Consider the following 21,887-nt stretch of genomic DNA (forward strand, 5'->3'; position numbering starts at 1 on the left):
CGGCAAGGCTCAACGCCAGCATGGCCAAGTCGAGGTCTTGTAAGGGGAAGGCCAACAATTCGCGATCAATCTACATCCAAGAACTTCCAGTCCGCAGAGCAGTTTGGCGGCTTGTACCACACCGGCCTATTGTCACCCATAAGATTTTCGAAGTTCGCCAAATCCAATCCCGGCACCTGCACGTTCGACAGAAGCTCCTTGATAAACACCTCAAAGTCAGCCTGCTTGTCCGCGTCTACACCAACAAGAATTACTGGCCTAAGGACTGGGTTTTTGTTCAATTTCGTCTCTCGGGAAGCGCCGGTGTATCGCCCAATGTCCAAACCGAGCCCCATTACCGGCAGCTTGTTGACAAACATATTGTGAAGATTTGTACAAAGAGTACTCGCTCTTGGCCCTGAGTACCCCATGTCACCGGGACCGCTATTAGATTCTAAGCCGATACCAACTACGAAGCTGAACTCAGTAAACTTCTCCATTGCATCATCGGACTGAAGATGTCGCCAGAGATTGAAGTCTGTTTTGTCGTCTTGCGAAACAAAGAGGTTAGGTTTCGCAAAATCCCAGTAAGCGAGTCCCTCAAAAATATGCACCACCAGCATCAAAACTTGAACACCGGTTTCTTGATCAAAGACGTGAACCTCGCGCGTCTCTGTCTTAAGGTCGCCGATCTGATCTGTACTCGAACCAAATACAGCGATTTCACCTGTGCTTAGAACTCGTGTCTCAACATCAGCAAGGCGAGCGCTGAGTTTTCTGATGTCAGACTTCAAATTTCCCCTTATGAGCCCCGCATCCAGGGACGCGATCTTGCTTTTATAGTGGGTCAGCTTCTGCCGAATGGCGACTTCCATTCTAGCAGCCAAGTCGTCCAACTTGGTCTTCGCTTCGCGCCGTACTTCAACCGTGGCGGCAACCTGACGGTCAACAGCGGAAAGCGAGCGATAAAGAAAAATTGGAGTTGCGATCGTGATGACGACCAAAACGAGGATCTTGATCTGTTGCCAGCGGTCAAGATTGTAGTCTCCTAATCCATCCTGAAGTTTGAGCTTTCCATTTACAGCTAACAATATTGCCTGATGGTTGGCGCCAATAATCGCCCCTAACAGGCTGAATGCTGCTATTGCTGTGATAAGCAAAAACAACTCTTCTCTCGTCATCGACATTCAGGTTCTGACCGCCCCTAGTTCTATTCTGTTCGAGCGAACAGAATTCAACTCCGCATGGCGAGAGCATACCGCAACACGCCAAATTGCAACAGTTAGTTGGTTTGGAGCCAGAGCGGAGAACCGATTGGACTTACTTGGAACTTACCCGGCACAAACACAGGACTCGCCCGGCCCGAAGGCCGCTCGTAACACCTTGTTTTCAGGGAGTTCTGTCTGGAGCGGGCGAAGAGATTCGAACTCTCGACCCCAACCTTGGCAAGGTTGTGCTCTACCCCTGAGCTACGCCCGCATCCGACAGTTGTGTCCGCCTTGTCAGCGGAGCGGACGGAATATGCGGGAAGCGGCGCCTTTGCAAGAGCCAAATGAGCCGCAATCTGCACAAATTGTGAGATCAAGCGGCGCGCGCAAAAGTGTATGCGGTTTTGCGCGAAAGCGCCGCGACCATCAAAAGAGAGCGCAAGCGTCTTGATCGCGGATCAAGGCGCGCAGCGCTAGCCCCGCAGCACCGCCCGGATCTGATCGGGCCGCACCTCGCGCCCCTCCGCATCCACGAAGGCGGCGCGGATGGCGCCCTTCGATCCGGCCTTGGTGAAGCTGATCGGCGGCGGCTCGCCCTGGCCAAGCCACACGTCCCCCCACTGGGTCAGGCCGATCAGGATCGGCCGCAGCGAAATGCCCATGGCCGAGAGCACATATTCCGGCCGCGCCCGCTTCCCCGGCACCTTGTAGGCCCGCTTGGTCAGGAGGCCGGCATCCACCAGCGTCTTCAGCCGGCCGGACAAGACCGTGCGCGGGCATTTCAGCTCGGACTGGAAATCGTCAAACCGGCGCACGCCATAAAGCGCCGCCCGCAGAATCAGCATCGTCCAGCGATCCCCGATCAGCTCGATGGCGCGCGCCAGGTTGCAGTTTTCCGGCGGAATGGGGGAGCGGCGGGCAAGCGGTATCTGACTCATGCCGGTAAACCTGAAAGGGTTCGCTTTCTAAATCCAGAGGGGGCCGCACACCTTTTCACGAAATGGTCAGACCTTTGTCATCCCGTGGTCGGCATTGGCCGCGATAGCCGCCCGTGAAGCATCCCTCTGGAGTCCGCCCATGCGTTTCCGCGCCCCCCTGACTGCCCTGATCGCCGCCGGCTTCCTGGTCACCTGCGCGGGGCCCGAAGAGGTGGTCGTCAATGGCGCCCCGGTGGTCGCGGATGTCCGGCAGAGTCCGGAATTGTCCGAAACTGTCCATGATTTGTCACCCGAAGGCGCCGTCCGGGACGGTCTCTGGCGCGCGTCTGACCATGCCGGGGCGCTGGCCGCCGCCTCCTGCCCGCCCGGCACAAAGCGTGAGGCGCCCCTGCCGGTCGACCTCACGGCCACCCCGGTTTCGGTGGGCGAGGCCGCTCAAATTGCCCGCCGCATCCCGGAAACCGTAAGCATTTCAGGGGCATGGGAACTTGCCTCGCCCAACTCCAATGTCGGCGGGCTTTCCGGCCTCGCCCTGTTGCCGGCCTCTGAAGGCGGCGGCCTGCTCAGCGTGTCCGATGCCGGCGCCTTCGTCTGGATCGACCTCGAAAACGGCGCCCCTTCCGGAGCAAAAATCTCATATATGCAAGGCAGTGACGGCGCGATGCTGACCGGCAAGACAGAGGGCGACGCCGAAGGCCTCGTCTGGTCGGAAGGCCTCGCCCTGGTCAGCTTCGAGCGCAGCTTCCGCATTGAAGCCTTCGCCCTCAGCACCTGTGGATCGGCCGCCCGCGCGGCCCGCGTCGCCAATCTGCCCGGCCAGCACAATGGCCGGAATATCGATGAAAATCAGGGCCCTGAAGCCCTCTATCTGGAGGCCGATGGCGCTCTCGGCTTTGGCTATGAGGGTATGCTTGGCACCTCGCCCCTGGGCCGCGTCCTCGCCGATGGCACCGCCGAATGGACCGGCAATACCGCTCCCGCGCCCAGCCTGCACGGCCTCGTCGGCCGCGAAATCGTCCCCCTGCCCGATGGCCCCGCGCGCACCGTCGAGATGTTCCGCGCCTGGGATCCCCTCCAGGGCAACCGCATCCGCCTCACCTGGGGCACAGGCGCGGACGAAACCCTCACCCTCAGCCGCCCCCTGCTGGTGGATAATTTCGAGGGGATCGCCGCAGAAGCCCTGTCAGATCAGCTGATCCGCGTCTGGATCGTGTCGGACAACAATTTCTCGGCCAGCCAGAAAACCCTGCTGTATGCGCTCGATATCAGAATCACACAGAACTGAACGCTGCCTGCCGCTTTCCAAACCGGGTGAGAGCCATTAGATTTGCAAAGCACAAGGGCTGCTACGCTCGCGTGGGACTGATCTCCGGCGACCTTACTTTCCGTCAGGGGGCTGGCATTCTGGCTGGGGCCGTGGCCCTGGCTCATCTGGCGCCCACCTAGTCTCTAGGTCGACGGGAGTGAAATGTGCCCTGCGGCGGTGTGGTTCTTGTGCGCTATTGCCCTTTCTGCAGGGCCCACCGGGCACTAGGAGGGCTTGCATGAGTATTGAATCCGACAAGACCGCCCTGCGCCACCGGATGCGCACGATCCGCGCCGAAGCGGCTGCGCGCGATCCCGACGCGGCCGAAAAGCTCGCCGATATTTTTCCGATGAAACTGCTGGACCGGTATGGCCCGGTCGTTTCGGGCTATGTTGCCGTCAATGAGGAGCTTGATCCCTTCCCGCTGATGGAGCGCCTCGCCCGTTCGGGCGCAGAGCTGTGCCTGCCGCGGATGGAAGAAACCGGCATCAGCTGGCGGCTCTGGTCGCCCGGCGAGCCGCTGGAGCGCCGCCCTTTCGGCCTGTCGGAACCCCCGGCTGACGCCCCCGAAGTCACCCCCACCCTCGTGCTCACGCCGCTGCTGGCCTATGACACGATGGGCAACCGGCTCGGCTATGGCCGCGGCCATTATGACGCCGCGCTGGAAAAGCTGCGCGCCAAGGGCCGCGCCTTTGCCTGCGCCGTCGCCTACGCCGCCCAGCAGATCGACAAGGTGCCTGCCGAGCCGCATGACCAGCCGCTCGACTGGGCCATCACGCCGATCGGCTCGGTGCCCCTTTTCATGATGCGCAACCGCAGCGCCCTGACGGCCCCGGCGGATGGCGGCCAAGACGCTTCCTGACGCGCCCGGCTGGGGCGAAGGGGTTTTGCTTAACAAATAGTTGGCGCATAACTTGCTCTTCACGAAGGATTAACCTTCGGAGGCAGTCATGGCCCACATCGGCAACGCTCAGTCCGCAATCTGGACGCGGTTTTCCAGAAACATCGATCTGGCCGTGGTGGCTTGCATTGCGGTTGTCGCGGCAACCGGCGCGATGGCGCTGTCGCCTCCCGCGCCCGCCAGGCAAGCAACTGTAATTGTTGCAGAAATCGCTGCGCCTCCTGCCCCGAAAGCCCCCGCCGTCCGCCAGCGCACGGCGCAGCTTCAGCCTCAATACTTCCCCTGGAAAGGCCCGGAAACCTATACGCCGGTGCTCCCCGAAGCGGCCAAACCCGTGCTCCCGAACCGACCGCAGGACGCCTTCCTGACGCGCATGCGCGGCCAGACGCCCTTCCGGGCGTCCACTCATGATAACCATGCGACCCATTATGGCGGCAACTGGCGCGAGGAAAACGTCACCGAAACCTCCAGCGGCACCCTGCTCTCGATCCACCGCGTGAAGGGCGAAAGCATGCCCTATACGATCGCAGAGCTGCAGAGCCCCCAGAAATACGGTTATGGCCGCTATGAGGTGGTCATGCGCCCGGCCCGCGGGTCGGGCACCGTGTCGGCCTTCTTCACCTTCACCGGCTCGCCCTTTGGCGACCCGCATGATGAAATCGACATCGAATTCCTCGGCCAGGACACGACCAAGGTGCATTTCAACTATTTCCGTAAGGGCAAGCGCGGCGCCTTCGAGGGCTTTGACCTGCCCTTCGATGCGGCAGACGCTGACCGCCTCTATGCCTTTGAATGGACCCCGGAGCGCATCACCTGGTTCATCGAGGGACAGCCGATCTACACCACGCCCACCGGGGATACAGGCCTTCCGGCCGCCCCCGGCAAGATCATGATGAGCGCCTGGGTCGGCAAGCCCTTCATCGAGGGCTGGACCGGAAGGCCAACCTTCAACTCCGGCACCGGCGCCCACTATAGCTGCGTGTCATTTGTCCCGATGGGCGCAGAAGGCCCCAGCTGCGGCGATAAGTATACGCCGCCAGTGGTCCTTAGCCCTTGATATCGTTGATGACCTGCTCGCGCGCGACGGGCAGCAGGCGGGCCATTTCCTCGCGGATCTGAACATCCGTGCGGACAATGCCAGCCTTTTCGAGGTCGCCGCGCACCTTGCGCACCACATCATCATCGCCGGCTTCTTCCAGGTCCGCGATCACCACGGCCTTGGCATAAGCCTCCGCATCGGCGTCTTTCAGGCCCAGCAGGTCTGCCGTCCAGAGGCCCAGCAGCTTGTTGCGGCGGGCGTTGATCTTGAACTGCGTTTCCTGATCCAGGGCGTAACGGGCTTCCTCTGCGCGTTCACGATCATCGAATGTGCTCATGGAGGTGGCCCTTTCACATCTGCCGGTATCTATCGGCGCTGATATAGGGTGGATGATCAGGTGTTCGCAATAATTGTTTCTGTCGCGGGTTTGGCGTAACAGTCCGCGCTTCAGGGGAGCGGGGTGAATGATTCCCGTTGGCAACGCATTCCCCTGCGAACGCGCAGGAAAGGCCGGTTGAGATGAACAAGCGCCGCGTCATCTACGAAGGAAAAGCGAAAATCCTCTATGAGGGCCCCGAACCGGGCACGCTGATCCAGTATTTCAAGGACGACACCACTGCGTTCGACGCGACCAAGAAGGCCGTGCTGGATGGTAAAGGGGTTCTGAACAACCGCATCAGCGAGTTCGTGATGACCCATCTGACCAGCGTGGGCATCCCGAACCACTTCATCCGCCGCCTCAACATGCGTGAGCAGCTGGTGCGGAAAGTGGAAATCATTCCGCTGGAAGTCGTCGTGCGCAACATCGCCGCAGGCTCGCTGTCCAAGCGCCTCGGCATTCCGGAGGGACAGTCCCTGCCCCGCCCGCTGGTCGAGTTCTACTTCAAGAACGACGCCCTGCACGACCCCATGGTCTCCGAGGAGCATATCGCCGCCTTCGGCTGGGCCACCGCCCAGGAATATGACGACATCATCGCGCTTGCCCTGCGCGTGAATGATTTCATGTCGGGCCTCTTTGCCGGCGCCGGCATCCGCCTGGTCGACTTCAAGATCGAGTTCGGCCGCTGGTTCGAGAATGATCACGACATGCCCCGCATCCTGCTGGCCGACGAGATCAGCCCGGACAGCTGCCGCCTGTGGGACGCCAAGACCGGCGAGAAGATGGACAAGGACCGCTTCCGCCGTGACATGGGCGGCGTGACTGAAGCCTATGCCGAAGTCGCCCGCCGTCTCGGCATCATCCGGGAATCGGGCGAAGAGACCGACAACGTCATCCACTTCACCGGGGGCAGCAAATAATGAAAGCGGTCGTACACGTATCCCTCAAATCCGGCGTGCTGGACCCCCAGGGCAAAGCCGTTGCCGATACTCTGGCCCGCATGGGCTACAAGGAAGTCGGCGGCGCGCGCGTGGGCAAGGTCATCGAGCTGGACCTGACCGGCCAGACGGACAAGTCGGCTGCCGAAGCCCGCGTCAAGGAGATGTGCGAGAAGCTGCTGGCCAATACCGTCATCGAAAGCTACCGCATCGAGCTGGTCTGAGCCTTCACCGGCCAGAATGTTTCAGGGGGCCTTCTGGCCCCCTTTTTCGTTCCGGAACTGGTCAAACCGCATTTTGTGAGCGATTGATCACTTGCAATCTTCGCAAAGCTGTGGCATATGGGCGAGGAAGATCAGAGGAGCGTTCTCTCCATGGCCCGTAAAGCCACCCCCGCTGCCGCGTCCGGCAAACCGTCCCGCCGCGCCCCTGCCAAGGGCGCGCGCCCCAAGACAGCCGCCAAACCGGTCGTCACGAAAGCGGATGAAGCCGGCCGGCGCCCCCGTGTGCGCGATGCTAGGCCGAAGATTGAGCGCGCCGCGCTTGAACTGTTCGTGAATGTCGGCGTCGATGCGGCCACCACGCGGGAAATCGCCGAAAGCGCCCAGGTCTCCGAAGGCGCGCTCTACCGCCACTATAAAGGCAAGGAAGAGCTTGCCCTTGCCCTGTTCATGGAAACGCATAACCGTCTCTCGGTGATGCTTGCAGAGGCTCTGGGCGGCCCCGGCAATCTGGAGGAGAAGGTGCATGCCGCCGTCGCCGCCTATTGCGCGCTGGCGGATGAAGACTTCCTGCTCTTTTCCTTCCACCTCGTCTCCCTGCACAAATACCTGCCCTATGACCGGCGCCGCGAGGATGATCCGGTCTCGGTCACCGAACAGATCATTTCCGGCCTGATGGATGCCGGCGCCATTCCGAAAGGAGATCCGGCCCTGAAGGCGGCGATGGCCCTCGGCGTGGTGATGCAGGCGGGTCAGAACAAGATCTACAACCGCCTGCCCGGCCCGCTTTCCCGCCATGCGCCTGCGCTGGCGCGCGCCGTACTGGCCGTCCTCAAATCCTGACACCCCCCTGATCGTTCCCTCTACGGAGCATTCCCATGCGCGCCACCCTCTTCCAGCTGGCCTATTGGATCCTTTCGATTGGCTATGTGCTGGTCTCGCTGCCCTTCCTCGCCTGGCCCGGCCATGGCCCGGTGCGCGCCATCATCCGCAGCTATACGCGGGCGATGAACTTCGCCCTGCGCCACATCGCCGGCATCCGCAAGGAAGTGCGCGGGCGTGAGCGCCTGCCTGAAGGTGCGTTCGTGATCGGCGCCAAGCATCAGAGCTGGGGCGACGGCTTCCTGATCTATCCGGAGATCAAGGATCTGGCTTTCGTTACCGGTGACCATCTGGAGCGCTTTCCGCTCGTCGGCGGCATCCTGAAGAAGCTCGGCGCCATCGTCATCGATACGTGCGGCGGCGGCGAGAAGAAGGCCTCTTCGCTGGCCAATGGCATGCACAAGGCAAAGACCGATGGCCGCCGTGTGCTGATCTATCCGGAAGGCCACCTTGCCCCGGTCGGCTATCACTTCCGCTACAAATCCGGCGTCTGGCATATGGCCGAGGCCATGGGCGTGCCCGTCGTGCCGGTCGCCACCAATATCGGCGTCTTCTGGCAGCAGCAGGAAAGCCCGCGCCGCCAGGGCACGGCCGTCATCGAATTTCTCGAACCGATCCCGCCCGGCCTGCCGAAGGACGAGTTCATCGCCCGCCTGACCGAAGCGGTTGAAGCCCGCACGGCGGAACTGGTCGCCGAAGCTACGGGCGAGCCCGTCCGACGCGCGCGCCTCATCCCGGACCCGCCCAACGGCTTTGAAGCCGCCCCGACCCTGGACGACCTGGCCGCCTACAAGAAGGCTTGAGCCGCGCCGCGGAATGCCTATCTAGGCAGTACAGGCAGGAGGACGGCCTCCCCCATACCGGGAACGCTTCGGGACGGCCCGTAATTACGGGAGTTTCCCATGCCCTGGGGCCTTCTTGTCATCGCCGGTCTTCTGGAAATCGTCTGGGCCGCCGCGATGAAGCAATCGGCCGGTTTCACCCGGCCCATTCCTACCCTCATCATGATCGCCGCCATGCCGGCAAGCTTTGCGCTGCTGGCGATGGCGATGAAATCGCTGCCGCTGGGCACCGCCTATATGGTGTGGACCGGCATCGGGGCGGCGGGCGCCTTCATCTTCGGCGTCATCTGGCTGGGCGAGGCGGCGACCCCGATGCGCCTTCTGGCCGCCGCGATGATCGTGGGCGGGATCGCGCTGATGAAGCTGGCGAACTGACAGTTCAAGCCTTGCCCAGCAGGCCTGATCGCCAGAGGGCGAGCTTGTCCTCGAAGCGGCGCGCGGCATGGGCGGGGCTGGTAGAGGGCAGAACCACGGCCTCTGCGCCGGGCGACATGTGGGCCGCCGCATACTTCCGGAAGCTGGCCGCCGCCTTGCCGCCATTGAGGCCGATGCGGCGGATATGGGGATGGGCCGCGAAGAAGGCGGCGAAATCATTGGGCACTTCCTCGCGGATGGCCGCGTCGAGGCTGCCTTCGCGCAGGCAGAGCTGCAGCACATCCCACACAGCCACCTTCTGCTCCCTCAGGCGCTGGGCGCGGCCGGGATAGGCAAGGTTCGGGCCCGCGCCGAAAAGATGGCCCATGATCGGCCAGAAGGCGTTGCGGGCATGGGCGTAATACTGCCCCGCCTCCAGCGAGGCGATGCCGGGCATGCTGCCGAGAATGAGGAGTTCAGCGTCCGGCGCCGAGAGAGGGGGAAATCCGCGAACCTGCATCAGCCCGGCGGGCAGATCACTCCGCCGCGGCCGGCACGATGGTCACGCTCTCGCCGCAGCCGCAGGCATCGGTCTGGTTGGGATTGCGGAACACGAATTTCTCGTGGAGCAGCGTGGTTTCGTAATCGACTTCGCTGCCGAGCAGGAACAACACGGCCTTGGCGTCGATCAGGATGGTGACGCCATTGTCCTCCACCACCTCGTCGAGCGGGGCCGGTTCAGAGGCGTAATCCATGACATATTCCATGCCCGCGCAGCCGCCATTGGTAACGCCGACGCGCAGATAGCCCATGCCGCGCTCGGCCATGATCTCCTTGACGCGCGCAGCGGCGGCGTCAGTCAGGCGGACGGGTTTGGGGCGGGGTCTGCGGGCCATGGTCTTTAGATAGGGGCGCGTGGCCCCTCCTTCAATCAAAGCATGTTCAGCGCGAGGCGGGCTTCGTCCGACATCCGCGAGGGGTCCCAGGGCGGATCGAAAGTCAGGCTGACTTCCACATCCTTGACGCCCTCGACGCCGCGGGCGGCGTTTTCGACCCATCCGGGCATGTCGCCGGCCACCGGGCAGCCCGGCGCGGTGAGTGTCATTTCGATATCCACCTTGCGGTCGTCATCGATATCCACCTTGTAGATCAGGCCCAGCTCGTAAATGTCGACCGGGATTTCCGGGTCGAAAACGGTCTTGAAGGCGGTGATCAGCTCATCGGTCAGCCGGTCGAGTTCCTCCTGCGGAATCGCAGAGACGGCCGCAGGATCGCGGACACCGAGCAGGTCTTGGGAGGTCATATCATCGGCCATATACGTATTTATACCAGCATTTTGCGCGCTTTGGCGAGCGCTTCGCCCAGCGCGTCCACCTCAGCCTCGGTATTATATAGGGCAAAGCTCGCCCGGGCCGTAGCCGCCACACCTAAATGCTGCATTAAGGGCTGCGCGCAGTGATGGCCCGCGCGGATGGCAACGCCGTAGCGGTCGAGGATCTGGGCGAGGTCGTGAGGGTGGGCGCCCTCCAGGCTGAAGGCCAGAACGGCCCCCTTGCCGGGGGCCTCGCCATGGATGCGGATGCCGTTGACCTGGCGCAGCACGCCGGCAGCGCGCTCATAGAGGGCGTGTTCGTGGGCGGCGATCTCCGCCTTGTCGAACTGCGAGAGCCAGCGCAGGGCCGCGCCGAAACCGATGGCCTCGAGAATCGGCGGGGTGCCCGCCTCGAACTTGTGGGGGGCGGTGTTGTAGGTGACCCGCTCTGTCTCGACGATCTCGATCATCTCGCCGCCGCCCTGGTAGGGCCGGGCACGGTCAAGCGCGGCGGCGGTGCCATAGAGCGCGCCGATGCCGGTGGGCCCGTAGATCTTGTGGCCGGTGATGACATACCAGTCGCAGCCGATGGCCTGCACATCGACGGGCAGGTGAACGGCCGCCTGGCTGCCATCGATCAGGATCTCGGCGCCCGCGGCATGGGCAAGCTGGGTGATGGCGGCCACGTCTACAACCGTGCCGAGCACATTGCTCATATGGGTGATGGCAACCATCTTCGTTTTCGGGCCGATGGCGGCGGCCATCGCGTCCATGTCGAGCGATCCGTCTTCCGTCAGTCCCACCCAGCGCAGCACGGCGCCGTGACGCTCGCGCAGGAAATGCCAGGGCACGATATTGGAATGGTGTTCCATGATCGACAGCACGATCTCGTCGCCCGGCCGGATGCGCGCGGCGAGCGCGGAGGCGACGAGGTTGATGCCTTCGGTGGAGCCCTTGGTGAAGACGATATTGTCCGTAGACGGTGCGTTCAGGAAAGCGCGCACGGTTTCGCGGGCGGCCTCGAACGCTTCGGTTGTCTCATTCGCCAGCGTGTGCAGGCCGCGATGGACGTTGGCATAGGCGGTGCGCATCTGGCCGGCGAGGGCGTCGATCACGGCGTCCGGTTTCTGCGCGCTGGCCGCGTTGTCGAGGTACACCAGCGGATGGCCGTTCACCTCGCGCGCGAGGATCGGGAATTCGGCGCGGATGGCGGCGATGTCGAGCTTACGGGGCATAAGAGCCTCCGTTCACGGATGCAAAAGCCCCCTCGCCCTCTCTGAAGGAGAGGGGGTTGGGGGTGAGGGTGGCGACGGCGCGGACAATTGATACGGCAAGGCTTGGGGCAGCCCCCTCACCCCTGCCCCTCTCCCCGAGGGGAGAGGGCTTCAAGGTTGCGTATTGCCTGTTCATATCGCCAACCATTGGCTCGCCTCTGCCCGCAAGGCGTCTTCATGCGGGCCAGCTTGCTCGAGGGCCTCAGCAATGAAGGCTTCGGTCAGCAGGGCGCGGGCTTTTTCCAGAGGAATGCCGCGCTGGCGCAGATAGAACAGCTGGTTCTGGTCGAGCGCGCCGGAGGTATTTCCGTGCGCACACTGAACATCGTCCGCGAGGATTTCAAGTTCCGGCTTGGCAAAGACTTCGGCGCCCTCTTCCAGCAGCAGCGCGTTGTGCTGCATCGAGGCGTCGGTCTGCTGGCCGGCATTGCGCGGCACATGGAACTTGCCCTGGAACACGCCGCGCCCGCCATCGAGCACAGCGCCCTTGGTCACCTGCCGCGTTGTGCAGGCGCGCGCGCCATGGCGCACATGGCTGGTGAAATCGATGTGATAGCCATCCCCCGCCAGATAGGCGGCGTTCAGCGTGGCGTGGGAGCCCGTTTCCTGATGCACGAGGCGCGTTTCGATACGCGCGACCTTGGCGCCGAAGGCCAGCACGGTCTGTTTCGTTTCCGCGCCGGCATCCTGATGGATGAGCGCGGTGATCGCCTGGGCTTCAGTCTTGCCGCCGCGCTGGTAGACGATGCGGGAGAGTTTGGCGCGTTCCTGCAGCGTGTATTCGACCAGCGCCGTAGAGAGGGCCGCGCCGCCCAGATGGCTTTCAGAAACTTCAAGCCGGGCGCCGGGGCGCAGCAGGAACACGACGCGCGCGGCATTGATGGCGCCGGGGCCGGAGAAGACCATGTGCAGCCGCACAGGCGCCTCGCCGGTCACTTCGGCGAGCAGGGTTGCCGGGGAATTCTTTGCGCCCGAAAGCGCAGCGGCCAGCGCGCCGAGAGGGGCGTCTTCTGCCCCGCTCATCGCCTGAACCTCCTCCTTCGCCAGAAGGCGCAGGCCGGGCGGAAGGCTGGCAGGCGCGGTATAGCCCTGCGGGGTGAATTTCAGCGTGGCGACACCCTCCGTTGCCAGAGGGTCTGCTGCCGGCGGCGTGGCGGGTGTGTCCAGCGCGGTGACAGCGGCCTTGAAATCGCTCCAGCGCCATTCCTCATGGCGGCGGTGCGGCAGGCCGGTCTGGGCAAAGGCTTCGAACAGGCGCTCGCGGCGCGGGTCTGCCTTCAGGGCGGCGTAGCGCGCGACCAGTTCGAGTTCCGCAACCGTCGGGTTACGGATCATATCCTTGAGGGCGGCGCTCACACAGCCTCCGCCAGCACGCCGTCATAGCCTTCTTTTTCAAGGCGCAGGGCAAGCTCCGGGCCGCCGGTCTTGATGATGCGGCCCTTTGCGAGGACGTGCACCTTGTCCGGTTTGATATGGTCGAGCAGGCGCTGATAGTGGGTGATGACGAGCATGCCGCGCTCTGGCGCGCGCAGGGCGTTGACGCCTTCGGCCACGGTGCGCAGGGCGTCGATGTCGAGGCCGGAATCGGTCTCGTCCAGCACCATGAAGCGGGGCTCCAGCATCAGCATCTGGTAGATTTCCAGCCGCTTCTTCTCCCCGCCGGAGAAGCCGACATTGACCGGGCGCTTCAGCATGTCCGCGTCCAGATTCAGCATCTTGGCGACTTCGCGGGACTTCTTCAGATAGTCCGGCGCGGAGATTTCCGGCTCGCCGCGCGCCTTGCGCTGGGCGTTCATCGCGGTGCGCACGAAGGTCATCACCGGCACGCCGGGGATCTCCACCGGATACTGGAAGGAGAGGAAAAGGCCGGCTGTGGCGCGCGCTTCGGGCTCCATGGCGAGGATGTCCTGCCCATCGAGCGTAGCGGCCCCGCCGGTGACCGCGTAACCGTCCCGGCCGGTGAGCACATAGGACAGGGTGGACTTGCCCGCCCCGTTCGGCCCCATGATGGCATGGACTTCGCCCGCAGGCACTTCCAGCGACAGACCATTGATGATGGTCTTGGCCGCTTCGCCTTCGCCAACTGTGGCGCTCAGATTCTGGATCTTCAACATGGCGGGGATTTAGGGCGCCCTGCGAGGATTTGAAAGCGCAAAGCGCCGAAAAGCCGCTGCCGCAGCCCTAGCCGATGACCGCCGCCAGCAGCGGGGCGGCAAAAATCGCCAGCGCCAGCAGCACATAGCCGCCAATTTCCTTGATCAGTCCTGACATGGGTGATGCTCCCTTAAGGGGCCCCACCGGCCCCAGCCAGGCCTCAATCAGCAAGAATTGTGCCCGATTGGCGCGGGTCAGCGGGCCGCGCAGAAGCGGCCAGGCTCAAGGCCGGGGGCGAGGCGGAGGATGTCGCAGCGCCCGCCGCGCCGGGGCGGCTGGCTGCCCTCGGCCCGGACCAGGGCGAGTTCCTGAAGCGTAGCGCCGGTGACCCGGTAATAGGCCGTTTCCCAGTCTGACGCGCCGGCGCGGCTGGCTGCGGCGATCATGCCGCCGGCAGTCCAGGATATCTCGGCGCCGGTCACCTGCCCGGCATGGGCAAAGTCGCCATTCTCCTGCTGTATCCACAGGGCGTAGACCCGGTTTACCGCGTCTGTGGAGCGGGGGATGATGATGTCCGCGCGGCGATCGCCGTTCACGTCCAGCACCAGCGGATAGACATAGAGCCCGTGGGTGACTTCCGAAAACTCGCCGAGGGGGCGCCCCTGGCGATCGATCACGGAGAGGGTGAGAAAGCCCGAAGGGCCGAGCATGCCCCAGTCCAGAGGGTCGGACTTGAGGATAAGGTGAAGCCCCCTGGCGCTGCTGAGGCGGCAATCGGGGAGGTGTTCGGTCCGGTCACCGGTGACCGCTTCGGCGGCGGCGCAATCGGGCAGCAGCGAGACCGCTGCCAGCCGGGCACGGCGCGCGGCCATCTCTTCGGGGGACACGTCCGGGCCCGTTGCGCAGGCAGCCGTCAGCAGCAGGGCGGCCAGGCCGAGGCCCGCAGCGATCTTAACCAGGTTTTTCATGGCATGTCCCTGCAAGCCGGCCAGATGTCTCCCCCCGCCCAGCAAGTTCCGTGCCTGCACGGGCTTAATCGGCGGGCGTTTCAGCATCCGGCTGGCAGAAAGGCGCAATATCTACCCCTTCAGCCGAGCGGATGACTTCGCAGGCGGGCTGATCGGAAGCCGGCTCGCCATCCTCAAAGTCCGCCCGGGTAACCACGACCGCGATCTCCTTCAGGGCGCCGTTCTGGAAGGAGTAATAGCCCGTTTCCCATTCGGCCGCAGAGGAGCGCCCGGAAGCGGCGATCAGGCCGTCGCTGCCCAGCGTGATGTCAAAGCCCCCAAGCTCACCCGCGCGGCTGAACAGGCCATCCTCCCCCTGAACCCAAAGGGCGTAGCTGGTGTTCACCATGCCGGTGAATTGCGGCAGCATCAGATCGGCCAGGCCATCGCCGGTCAGGTCTTCCAGATAGGGGTAGTTGTAGACGCCGGTGGCGTCTTCCTCGATCACCTGGAGGGAGGCGCCATCGGGGCCGGTGATCTCGGCGCGCAGGAGGCCGTCGCCCTCGGACATGTCGGCGGAGCTGATCACGGCGCTGCGTCCCTCGCCCAGATCGAACCGGCAGGGGGTGAGCATGGCCAGCTGGCCGCCGCTGGCGGCTTCGGCCTCGGCGCAGGTGGGCAGGCTGGCGGCAGCCTCTTCGGCAGCGGCGGGCATTTCGGCGGGCGCCTCGGCTTTCGGCGTGCAGGCGATCAGCGCAGCGAGCGGCAGGGCCGCGAGCAGTTGGAATTTCATGGGTCTCTCCTCCGCCGCCGATCCTATCGCGCGCCGGGGGAAAAACGCAATCTGACTGCGCTTTATTCGCTGTAGCTGGCGATGAGGCGGATTGGGCCGACTATTGCGGCGTTGAACGCCTCCAGCTCTTCCGCTGGAACCCAGAGTTCCTCGTGCTCGCGCCCGCCGACAATCTTTCGCTCATAGCTGTTGGCCACTTCGATGCGCACATCAAATGCGGTGACATAACCTCGCCGGTCATCATTGTAGCGGACATTCCAGTTCCGCGCGATCTGCCGGGCGTAATCTTCGTTAGTCACAGGATAGAATATCGGCTGTTCCGGCAGCCGCGGCGGAAAAGCCCTCCACCCGCTCGCCTCGATCAATTCAAGCTCAGCGGTTCCGACCGGGCGAAACAAGGTGACGAGGGTATCAGCCAACGCTGCCCTCAAGGCTGACTTCCAGGAGTTTCTGCGCCTCGACGGCAAATTCCATCGGCAATTCCTGCAGCACTTCGCGGACGAAGCCGTTGACCAGAAGCGCCACGGCCTGTTCCTCGCCGATGCCGCGCTGGCGGACATAGAAGAGCTGGTCTTCCGACAGCTTGGTCGTCGTTGCCTCATGCTCCAGCTGGGCGTCGGCGCGGCGGTTTTCGATATAGGGCACAGTGTGGGCCCCGCAGCGGTCGCCGATCAGCAGGCTGTCGCACTGGGTGAAGTTGCGGGCGCCTTCGGCCTTCTTGTGGATCGAGACGAGGCCACGATAGGTGTTGTCGGACTTGCCGGCCGAAATGCCCTTGGAGATGATCCGGCTCTTGGTGCGCTTGCCCAGATGGATCATCTTGGTGCCGGTATCGGCCTGCTGGCGGCCATTGGTGACGGCGATGGAATAGAATTCGCCCACGCTGTCGTCGCCGCGCAGAACGCAGGAGGGGTATTTCCAGGTGACGGCCGAGCCGGTTTCCACCTGCGTCCAGGAAATCTTGGAGCGCGCGCCCCGGCAATCGCCGCGCTTGGTGACGAAGTTGAAGATGCCGCCCTTGCCGTCTTCGTCGCCGGGCCACCAGTTCTGGACCGTGGAGTATTTGATCTCGGCGTCATCCAGCGCCACGAGTTCGACCACGGCGGCGTGGAGCTGGTTCTCGTCGCGCATCGGCGCGGTGCAGCCTTCAAGGTAAGACACGTAGGCGGCTTCATCGGCGATGATCAGTGTACGCTCGAACTGTCCGGTATTCTCGGCATTCATGCGGAAATAGGTGGAGAGCTCCATCGGGCAGCGCACGCCCTTGGGGATGTAGACGAAGGAGCCATCGGAGAAGACGGCGGAATTGAGCGTGGCGTAGAAATTGTCTGAGGTGGGGACCACCGAGCCGAGATATTTCTTCACCAGCTCGGGATGCTCGTGCACAGCCTCGGAGATCGACATGAAGATCACGCCGGCTTTCTTCAGCTCCTCGCGGAAGGTGGTGGCAACCGAGACGGAGTCGAACACGGCATCGACCGCAACGCGCGGCTTCTCGCGGGCGGCGGCGGCTGTGTCGGCTGCGCCTTCCACGCCGAGCAGCACTTCGGCCTCGCGCAGGGGGATGCCGAGCTTCTCGTAAGTCTCGAGAATTTCCTTGGGCACTTCATCGAGCGACTTGTATTTCGCCCCAGCCTTGGGGGCGGCGTAGTAGTAATAGGCCTGGAAGTCGATCTTGGGATAATGGACGCGGGCCCAGGCGGGCTCCTCCATCGTCAGCCAGCGGCGATAGGCTTCGAGGCGCCATTCGAGCAGCCATTCGGGCTCGTTTTTCCTGGCGGAGATGAAGCGGACGGTATCTTCGGAGAGGCCCTTGGGGGCCATGTCCATTTCGATCTCGGTGATGAAACCGGCAGAATAGTTCTCCGATTCAAGGCGCTTTGCTGCCTCGACCGTCTTTGCATCAATGCCGTCCTTCACCTTGACCTCGGTGCAGTCGTCATCATGCTCTTCAATTCCGCCGCAGCATTCCATATCGGTCCATCCGTCTGCGCCTAGCGCGAGCCCTAGACATGGCTGTCATCGGGCCAGCTTCAAGGTTGGCGCGCCGTTCTTTCGGCAGCATTAGCCGGAGACATCTTGCGGCGGAACCCCGCAAAAACGCAGCACTCGGCCAAGCTGAACGCCGGCCGCCAGACAAAAGCATCAAGAAAGTGACGAGCATCCAAGCAATTTATGGTTGGCATATTGACAACAAATAGCTGGCCAATAAGCGTTCTCCCTGCAATCGGGGGTAAATCATGAATCGTCACTCTATTGCGGCGTGTGCCGCAGTGCTTTGTTTTGCGTTCTCTTCTCAGGCGATCGCGCAGTCGGATAAAGATCCCGTGCTGGCGCTGGATGCCGAACAGATTCAACTGAACCGTGTAATCCTCATGTCTACGGGCATGCCCGAGCGGGCAACCGGAGAGGACATGCCCATAGACATGTCGGTAGGCAACTCTACCGCCCAGTCGATGGTCAATTCGGGTCAGGTCTCGCCAGCCGCCGGGGCGGCCGGCGGTATTCTGGGCGCGCTGGTTGTTGCCGCCATCGATGCTGGCATAGACTCCAACCGGAACGGCAAGATCGAGCGGATGCTGACCGAGCAAGGCTTCGATGCCCGCGCCGTTTTTGAGGAGGCTCTTGTGAGCGCCCTCTCAGCAGGCCGGATCGAAGCCAGCCACAAGCCGGTCTCGCGCGCGAAGGGGACATTCGTTCCCGTAACGGCCGACCCTGACGCCAAGCATGATGCGTCAGTGGATGTCCTGATCCGCCAGTATGGGTTCACGATCGACAATATGGTCTGGTATCCCTCCGTCTTCGCCCAGGTGAAGATCCACGACGCCAAGACCGGCAAGCTGCTGATGAACGACGCGCTTAGCTATGGCCGCCCTGGCCTTCAGGCGCCCGTCCAGATGAGTCCGTACCTGCCCGCAGACCCGAATGTTGGCTCCACGACAATCGTCGTGCCCTATGTTCTGGACAGCGCCTTCAAGACTGTTGACGCCTACACCCAGGATGAGCCCGAACGCGCCGTGGCCGCGCTGACCCATGCCTTGCAACGCACCGCGAAGGCAACGGCCGCCCTTATTCTCGCAGCAGCGCCCTCCTCGGCCATTACGATAGCGGACGGACCTGTGGGGGGCGTTGAGGCGGAAACCCCGGCCGCGCCTTCCGGGGCGCCCGACGCAGACGCGGTAACCGAAACGCTGTGATCGCAACTTTCCAGAAGGCTTTGTTCCAGATGAAACAGTCCCCCTTGAAGGCCGCCTCGGCGGCCACCGCCCTCTGCCTGGTTGCCGCCTGCGCGACGCCGCCGCCACCGCCGCCTCCGGCCAGCCTGTCATTTGATGGGACGGGGGCCTGCACCCAGAACATCGAGGCGCACACCGCCCAGACGGTGACCATCAAGAAGCGCCAGCGCTCCGGCACCCTGTCGATCATTGCGGGTCCGGAAACGGCCTGTCAGGTCGTCAATGATGCCAAGCTTCCCTACGTGCTGTACAAGCTGCCCGGCTCGGTCAAGGTTTCCACCATTCAGGCCGGAGGCGTGTTCGAGGCCAAGCGCCTGTTTGCCGCTGAAGTCGTCACGCTCGATGCGGACCTGGCGCCCGTGCGCACATTCGGGCCGGAAGCCTTCCTGCAGCGGGGCGGCACATGGTCCGTGTTCTTTCCGTCCCGCGCCAACGAGCGGTATGTATTGATCCGCGCGAATCCCGATCTCATCGGCAAGGCTTATCTTTTCACGGAACAGCCCGACAACTCTGCCGGAACCCAGATAGGCACTGCCGCAGATGCTGGCCCCAAGACGGATTATTCCTATGGCGGCTACGTGTTTGCCAGGGTCTTCCTGGAAGAGGCCGCTGCCGTTGGTCCCAAGGAACAGTAAGCGCTGCGGGCACTGTGAACGGCGGGTCAGGCGCCCAGTTTCGAGCTGGCCCGCTGGTGCGCCTGAAGCCAGGCGTCGGCGACGTGGCGGAAGTCTTCCGGCTGGGTGTTCCAGCCGAAGCTGGTACGGATGGCCGATTCGGCAAGGGCGTCATCTGCGCCCATGGCCATCAAGACAAGGGATCTTTTCACCTTTCCTGACGAGCAGGCCGAGCCTGCCGAGACGCAAATCCCTGCCAGATCAAGGGCCATGACCTGGGTTTCGGCGCGGAAGCCGGGCCGAGCGAAGTTTGAAACGCCGGCGAGGCGGGGGCTCGCTTCCCCGATCACGGTGACGCCGCCTTCGGCCTTCAGCCGGGCCTCCATCGCGTCCCGGTGGGGACCGAGCGCGGCATAGCGGGGCAATTCCCGGACACTTTCGGACACGGCAGCGCCAAAACCGGCAATACCGGCGACATTCTCGGTGCCCGAGCGCAGGCCGCGTTCCTGCCCGCCGCCATACTGGACGGCTTTCAGCGGAGCGCCCGCCCGGTGCCAAAGGGCGCCCACGCCTTGCGGCCCGCCGATCTTGTGGGCGGAGAGGGCGATATAGTCGACGCCCAGCAGGGCGGCATTGACGGGCACCTTGCCGAGGGCCTGGACGGCGTCGCAGATGGTGAGCCCGCCGGCCTCGCGCAGGAGGGCAGCGGCTTCCTGAACGGGCTGGAGGATGCCGGTTTCGTTGTTGGCCAGCATCAGCACGAGGATGGGCGTGCCCTTGAGGCCCCGGTCCCAGGCGGCAAGGCGGGCGCGCAGATCATCCAGGTCCACCTGTCCTGTGGGGAGGACATAGGCGGTCTCAACCGGCACGCCGGCATGGGCGGCGGCCTTGCTGGCGGCTTCATGCTCGATGGCCGAGACGATGAGGGTGGCGGCCCCATCGAGGGCGGCGACGGCGCCCTGGATGGCGAGGGCGAGGGATTCGGTGCCCCCGCTGGTGAACACGATGTCTTCCGCCCGGCTGCCGATGGCGGCGCCGGCCTCGGCGCGGGCCTTCTCCACCACAGCGCGGGCCGCCCGCCCGGCCCGGTGGACGGAGGAGGGGTTCGCTGGGCCCAGATCGAGCGCGGCGAGCATGGCCGCCCTTGCCTGCGGCCGCAGCGGGGCGGTGGCGTTGTAATCGGCGTATATCATGGTCCCTTTTATATAGTCTTTTCCGGGCAATCCCGCACCCTGCAGAAAAATTTGCATTTCGGCAGCGACTTGGCCTATCTACGCGCCCTTCTGTGGAAAAAACGCCGAGGTTGCGATGGCCGAGATCATCATTCCGGGGCCCCAGGGCCGAATTGAAGCGCGCTATACCGAGCCGCCATACCCGGGCGCGCCCATCGCCCTGATCCTGCACCCCCACCCGAAAGCGGGCGGGACGATGCAGGACCCGATCACGATCATGCTCTACCAGCTGTTCGAAAAGCATGGCTTCGGCGTGCTGCGCTACAACTCCCGCGGCGTGGGCCGCAGCCAGGGCGCCTATGACCAGGGCATCGGGGAGCTGGAAGACGCCGCCTATGTGCTCGACTATCTGGAGAACCTGTCGGAGAGCCCCCGCTTTGTCTGGTGCGCAGGCTATTCCTTCGGCGCGTGGATCACGCTGCAGCTCTTGATGCGCCGGCCGGAGATTGACGGCTTCCTCGCCATCTCCCCGCCGGCCAACCATTACGACCTCTCCTTCCTCGCGCCCTGCCCGGCTTCCGGCCTGATCGTGGCGGGCGACAAGGACACCATCGCCTCTCCCGAAGACGTGGAACGCGCGCTGACGAAAGTGCGTGTACAGAAGGGCCAGAAGGTGGACCGCGCCAAGGTGGCCGGGGCCAACCACTTCTATCAGGACAAGCGCGAAGAGCTGATCGCCGTGTGCGAAGAATACCTGCTGCGGCGCCTGGCCGAAGCCGAACAGGAACTGCGCGCCGAAGCCGACGAGGATAGCGGCGCCGATGTCGTCGTCGAGGACGAAGACTTCGAGGATTGATCCTGACCGCAAAGGCCCGCCCCAAAGGCGGGCCTTTTTGTATCTGACATGAGGTTTCAAGACATGCACCGCATCCGTTTTGCGCAGGCGGCTGATACGCCTGTGATACTGGGGTTCATTCGCGCGCTGGCCGTGTATGAAAAGCTGGAGGCCGATTGTGTGGCTACGGAGGAAAGCCTGCGGGCGAGCCTGTTCGGGCCGCGCCCCTATGCTGAAGTGCTGCTGATCGAGGAAGGCGGGAAGGCGCATGGGTTTGCCCTGTTCTTCCATAACTATTCCACCTTCCTGGCGAGGCCCGGCATCTATCTGGAAGACCTGTTCGTAGACCCCGCCGCGCGCGGCAAGGGCTATGGCAAGGCGCTGCTGGCAAAGCTGGCAGAGATTGCCGTGGAACGCGGCTGCGGGCGGCTGGAATGGTCCGTCCTCGACTGGAACCGGCCGGCGATCGATTTCTATCTCTCGCTGGGCGCGCGGCCGATGGATGAGTGGACGGTCTACCGCGTGGACGGGGCAGCGCTGGGCGCGCTGGCGGCGCAGGCGGGGTAAGCTGGCGGCGGCTCTTTTTGCCTTGCGCGGCCCCACCCCGTCATTCGGGCAATCGC

General features: G+C 63.6%; 26 protein-coding genes and 1 tRNA gene. 12 read left to right on the forward strand and 15 right to left on the reverse strand.

The window, feature by feature from the left end; all coding sequences use genetic code 11:
• Positions 1-65: 65 nt before the first annotated feature.
• From C0456_RS17665 to C0456_RS17675, 3 genes are all read right to left on the reverse strand, one after another.
• Entirely contained in the window at positions 66-1,166 is a 1,101-nt protein-coding gene (locus C0456_RS17665; protein WP_291054922.1) for a hypothetical protein, read from the reverse strand.
• 217 nt (positions 1,167-1,383) lie between these two features.
• Positions 1,384-1,458 (reverse strand) — tRNA-Gly (locus C0456_RS17670).
• A 202-nt stretch (positions 1,459-1,660) separates the two neighbouring features.
• Positions 1,661-2,125, reverse strand: coding sequence for a helix-turn-helix domain-containing protein (locus tag C0456_RS17675; RefSeq protein WP_162547627.1), 465 nt, complete (start codon positions 2,123-2,125; stop codon positions 1,661-1,663).
• Positions 2,126-2,264: 139 nt separating this feature from the next.
• On the opposite strand from C0456_RS17675, the gene C0456_RS17680 reads away from it, so the two are divergent.
• From C0456_RS17680 to C0456_RS17690, 3 genes are all read left to right on the forward strand, one after another.
• Positions 2,265-3,410 carry an esterase-like activity of phytase family protein gene (locus tag C0456_RS17680; RefSeq protein ID WP_291054925.1) on the forward strand — a complete coding sequence of 382 codons (1,146 nt, stop codon included), beginning with the start codon at positions 2,265-2,267 and terminating at the stop codon, positions 3,408-3,410.
• Positions 3,411-3,669: 259 nt separating this feature from the next.
• Entirely contained in the window at positions 3,670-4,293 is a 624-nt protein-coding gene (locus C0456_RS17685) for a 5-formyltetrahydrofolate cyclo-ligase (RefSeq protein WP_291054928.1), read from the forward strand.
• Between the two features lie 88 nt (positions 4,294-4,381).
• Positions 4,382-5,389 carry a family 16 glycosylhydrolase gene (locus tag C0456_RS17690; protein ID WP_291054931.1) on the forward strand — a complete coding sequence of 336 codons (1,008 nt, stop codon included), beginning with the start codon at positions 4,382-4,384 and terminating at the stop codon, positions 5,387-5,389.
• Here the strand turns inward: C0456_RS17690 and C0456_RS17695 are convergent.
• Entirely contained in the window at positions 5,379-5,708 is a 330-nt protein-coding gene (locus C0456_RS17695; RefSeq protein ID WP_291054934.1) for a DUF1476 domain-containing protein, read from the reverse strand. The genes C0456_RS17690 and C0456_RS17695 overlap by 11 nt on opposite strands.
• Positions 5,709-5,890: 182 nt before the next feature.
• Between C0456_RS17695 and purC the strand changes: the two genes are divergently transcribed.
• The 5 genes from purC (at position 5,891) to C0456_RS17720 (ending at position 9,008) form a co-directional block, all read left to right on the forward strand.
• Positions 5,891-6,670, forward strand: a complete 780-nt coding sequence (gene purC, locus C0456_RS17700) for a phosphoribosylaminoimidazolesuccinocarboxamide synthase (RefSeq protein WP_291054937.1) — start codon at positions 5,891-5,893, stop codon at positions 6,668-6,670.
• Complete coding sequence (purS, locus tag C0456_RS17705; RefSeq protein ID WP_035598585.1) at positions 6,670-6,912, forward strand: phosphoribosylformylglycinamidine synthase subunit PurS; 243 nt, start codon at positions 6,670-6,672, stop codon at positions 6,910-6,912. Before purC ends, purS begins: the two co-directional genes overlap by 1 nt.
• 150 nt (positions 6,913-7,062) lie before the next feature.
• On the forward strand, positions 7,063-7,752 hold the full coding sequence (locus C0456_RS17710; RefSeq protein WP_291054942.1) for a TetR/AcrR family transcriptional regulator: 690 nt from the start codon (positions 7,063-7,065) through the stop codon (positions 7,750-7,752).
• A gap of 35 nt (positions 7,753-7,787) precedes the next feature.
• Positions 7,788-8,594 carry a 1-acyl-sn-glycerol-3-phosphate acyltransferase gene (locus C0456_RS17715; protein WP_291054945.1) on the forward strand — a complete coding sequence of 269 codons (807 nt, stop codon included), beginning with the start codon at positions 7,788-7,790 and terminating at the stop codon, positions 8,592-8,594.
• A 99-nt stretch (positions 8,595-8,693) separates the two neighbouring features.
• A complete protein-coding gene (locus tag C0456_RS17720) occupies positions 8,694-9,008 on the forward strand; it encodes a multidrug efflux SMR transporter (protein ID WP_291054948.1) in 315 nt (104 codons plus the stop codon).
• A gap of 4 nt (positions 9,009-9,012) precedes the next feature.
• On the opposite strand, the gene C0456_RS17725 is transcribed toward C0456_RS17720, so the two are convergent.
• From C0456_RS17725 to sufB, 10 genes are all read right to left on the reverse strand, one after another.
• Complete coding sequence (locus tag C0456_RS17725) at positions 9,013-9,507, reverse strand: DNA-deoxyinosine glycosylase (protein ID WP_291054951.1); 495 nt, start codon at positions 9,505-9,507, stop codon at positions 9,013-9,015.
• Between the two features lie 16 nt (positions 9,508-9,523).
• Positions 9,524-9,883: an iron-sulfur cluster assembly accessory protein gene (locus C0456_RS17730; protein ID WP_291054955.1), complete on the reverse strand. Its 360-nt coding sequence runs from the start codon at positions 9,881-9,883 to the stop codon at positions 9,524-9,526.
• A gap of 35 nt (positions 9,884-9,918) precedes the next feature.
• A complete protein-coding gene (locus C0456_RS17735) occupies positions 9,919-10,302 on the reverse strand; it encodes an SUF system Fe-S cluster assembly protein (RefSeq protein ID WP_291054957.1) in 384 nt (127 codons plus the stop codon).
• A gap of 8 nt (positions 10,303-10,310) precedes the next feature.
• Positions 10,311-11,534: a cysteine desulfurase gene (locus C0456_RS17740; protein WP_291054959.1), complete on the reverse strand. Its 1,224-nt coding sequence runs from the start codon at positions 11,532-11,534 to the stop codon at positions 10,311-10,313.
• A gap of 171 nt (positions 11,535-11,705) precedes the next feature.
• Positions 11,706-12,929, reverse strand: coding sequence for a SufD family Fe-S cluster assembly protein (locus tag C0456_RS17745; protein ID WP_291054961.1), 1,224 nt, complete (start codon positions 12,927-12,929; stop codon positions 11,706-11,708).
• Positions 12,926-13,687, reverse strand: coding sequence for a Fe-S cluster assembly ATPase SufC (gene sufC, locus C0456_RS17750; protein WP_291054964.1), 762 nt, complete (start codon positions 13,685-13,687; stop codon positions 12,926-12,928). The genes C0456_RS17745 and sufC overlap by 4 nt, the downstream gene beginning before the upstream one ends.
• A 234-nt stretch (positions 13,688-13,921) precedes the next feature.
• The gene (locus C0456_RS17755; RefSeq protein ID WP_291054967.1) at positions 13,922-14,635 is read right to left on the reverse strand and encodes a hypothetical protein; all 714 of its coding nucleotides are present in this window, start codon (positions 14,633-14,635) and stop codon (positions 13,922-13,924) included.
• A gap of 64 nt (positions 14,636-14,699) precedes the next feature.
• The gene (locus C0456_RS17760; RefSeq protein WP_291054970.1) at positions 14,700-15,407 is read right to left on the reverse strand and encodes a hypothetical protein; all 708 of its coding nucleotides are present in this window, start codon (positions 15,405-15,407) and stop codon (positions 14,700-14,702) included.
• Positions 15,408-15,469: 62 nt separating this feature from the next.
• Complete coding sequence (locus C0456_RS17765; RefSeq protein WP_291054973.1) at positions 15,470-15,826, reverse strand: hypothetical protein; 357 nt, start codon at positions 15,824-15,826, stop codon at positions 15,470-15,472.
• Positions 15,819-17,381, reverse strand: coding sequence for a Fe-S cluster assembly protein SufB (gene sufB, locus C0456_RS17770; protein ID WP_291054975.1), 1,563 nt, complete (start codon positions 17,379-17,381; stop codon positions 15,819-15,821). Before sufB ends, C0456_RS17765 begins: the two co-directional genes overlap by 8 nt.
• Positions 17,382-17,734: 353 nt before the next feature.
• Here sufB and C0456_RS17775 point away from each other — a divergent pair, with 353 nt between their 5' ends.
• Together C0456_RS17775 and C0456_RS17780 are read left to right on the forward strand one after the other, a co-directional pair.
• Entirely contained in the window at positions 17,735-18,604 is an 870-nt protein-coding gene (locus C0456_RS17775) for a hypothetical protein (RefSeq protein WP_291054978.1), read from the forward strand.
• 29 nt (positions 18,605-18,633) lie between these two features.
• Positions 18,634-19,278, forward strand: a complete 645-nt coding sequence (locus C0456_RS17780; protein WP_291054980.1) for a hypothetical protein — start codon at positions 18,634-18,636, stop codon at positions 19,276-19,278.
• 26 nt (positions 19,279-19,304) lie between these two features.
• Here C0456_RS17780 and C0456_RS17785 read toward each other — a convergent pair whose 3' ends face one another.
• Positions 19,305-20,450 carry a cysteine desulfurase family protein gene (locus tag C0456_RS17785; protein ID WP_291054983.1) on the reverse strand — a complete coding sequence of 382 codons (1,146 nt, stop codon included), beginning with the start codon at positions 20,448-20,450 and terminating at the stop codon, positions 19,305-19,307.
• A 115-nt stretch (positions 20,451-20,565) separates the two neighbouring features.
• On the opposite strand from C0456_RS17785, the gene C0456_RS17790 reads away from it, so the two are divergent.
• A complete protein-coding gene (locus C0456_RS17790; RefSeq protein ID WP_291054986.1) occupies positions 20,566-21,285 on the forward strand; it encodes an alpha/beta hydrolase in 720 nt (239 codons plus the stop codon).
• 63 nt (positions 21,286-21,348) lie between these two features.
• Entirely contained in the window at positions 21,349-21,831 is a 483-nt protein-coding gene (locus C0456_RS17795) for a GNAT family N-acetyltransferase (protein WP_291054989.1), read from the forward strand.
• Positions 21,832-21,887 lie beyond the last annotated feature (56 nt).

The organism is Hyphomonas sp. (assembly GCF_013823385.1).
Taxonomy (GTDB): domain Bacteria; phylum Pseudomonadota; class Alphaproteobacteria; order Caulobacterales; family Hyphomonadaceae; genus Hyphomonas.

What these genes read in the sequence shown, in the direction of transcription:
- C0456_RS17665 (WP_291054922.1), bottom strand. Translation starts at nt 1,166, where the DNA reads ATGTCGATGACGAGAGAAGAGTTGTTTTTGCTTATCACAGCAATAGCA.
- C0456_RS17675 (WP_162547627.1), bottom strand. Translation starts at nt 2,125, where the DNA reads ATGAGTCAGATACCGCTTGCCCGCCGCTCCCCCATTCCGCCGGAAAAC.
- C0456_RS17680 (WP_291054925.1), top strand. Translation starts at nt 2,265, where the DNA reads ATGCGTTTCCGCGCCCCCCTGACTGCCCTGATCGCCGCCGGCTTCCTG.
- C0456_RS17685 (WP_291054928.1), top strand. Translation starts at nt 3,670, where the DNA reads ATGAGTATTGAATCCGACAAGACCGCCCTGCGCCACCGGATGCGCACG.
- C0456_RS17690 (WP_291054931.1), top strand. Translation starts at nt 4,382, where the DNA reads ATGGCCCACATCGGCAACGCTCAGTCCGCAATCTGGACGCGGTTTTCC.
- C0456_RS17695 (WP_291054934.1), bottom strand. Translation starts at nt 5,708, where the DNA reads ATGAGCACATTCGATGATCGTGAACGCGCAGAGGAAGCCCGTTACGCC.
- purC (WP_291054937.1), top strand. Translation starts at nt 5,891, where the DNA reads ATGAACAAGCGCCGCGTCATCTACGAAGGAAAAGCGAAAATCCTCTAT.
- purS (WP_035598585.1), top strand. Translation starts at nt 6,670, where the DNA reads ATGAAAGCGGTCGTACACGTATCCCTCAAATCCGGCGTGCTGGACCCC.
- C0456_RS17710 (WP_291054942.1), top strand. Translation starts at nt 7,063, where the DNA reads ATGGCCCGTAAAGCCACCCCCGCTGCCGCGTCCGGCAAACCGTCCCGC.
- C0456_RS17715 (WP_291054945.1), top strand. Translation starts at nt 7,788, where the DNA reads ATGCGCGCCACCCTCTTCCAGCTGGCCTATTGGATCCTTTCGATTGGC.
- C0456_RS17720 (WP_291054948.1), top strand. Translation starts at nt 8,694, where the DNA reads ATGCCCTGGGGCCTTCTTGTCATCGCCGGTCTTCTGGAAATCGTCTGG.
- C0456_RS17725 (WP_291054951.1), bottom strand. Translation starts at nt 9,507, where the DNA reads ATGCAGGTTCGCGGATTTCCCCCTCTCTCGGCGCCGGACGCTGAACTC.
- C0456_RS17730 (WP_291054955.1), bottom strand. Translation starts at nt 9,883, where the DNA reads ATGGCCCGCAGACCCCGCCCCAAACCCGTCCGCCTGACTGACGCCGCC.
- C0456_RS17735 (WP_291054957.1), bottom strand. Translation starts at nt 10,302, where the DNA reads ATGGCCGATGATATGACCTCCCAAGACCTGCTCGGTGTCCGCGATCCT.
- C0456_RS17740 (WP_291054959.1), bottom strand. Translation starts at nt 11,534, where the DNA reads ATGCCCCGTAAGCTCGACATCGCCGCCATCCGCGCCGAATTCCCGATC.
- sufC (WP_291054964.1), bottom strand. Translation starts at nt 13,687, where the DNA reads ATGTTGAAGATCCAGAATCTGAGCGCCACAGTTGGCGAAGGCGAAGCG.
- C0456_RS17755 (WP_291054967.1), bottom strand. Translation starts at nt 14,635, where the DNA reads ATGAAAAACCTGGTTAAGATCGCTGCGGGCCTCGGCCTGGCCGCCCTG.
- C0456_RS17760 (WP_291054970.1), bottom strand. Translation starts at nt 15,407, where the DNA reads ATGAAATTCCAACTGCTCGCGGCCCTGCCGCTCGCTGCGCTGATCGCC.
- sufB (WP_291054975.1), bottom strand. Translation starts at nt 17,381, where the DNA reads ATGGAATGCTGCGGCGGAATTGAAGAGCATGATGACGACTGCACCGAG.
- C0456_RS17780 (WP_291054980.1), top strand. Translation starts at nt 18,634, where the DNA reads ATGAAACAGTCCCCCTTGAAGGCCGCCTCGGCGGCCACCGCCCTCTGC.
- C0456_RS17785 (WP_291054983.1), bottom strand. Translation starts at nt 20,450, where the DNA reads ATGATATACGCCGATTACAACGCCACCGCCCCGCTGCGGCCGCAGGCA.
- C0456_RS17790 (WP_291054986.1), top strand. Translation starts at nt 20,566, where the DNA reads ATGGCCGAGATCATCATTCCGGGGCCCCAGGGCCGAATTGAAGCGCGC.
- C0456_RS17795 (WP_291054989.1), top strand. Translation starts at nt 21,349, where the DNA reads ATGCACCGCATCCGTTTTGCGCAGGCGGCTGATACGCCTGTGATACTG.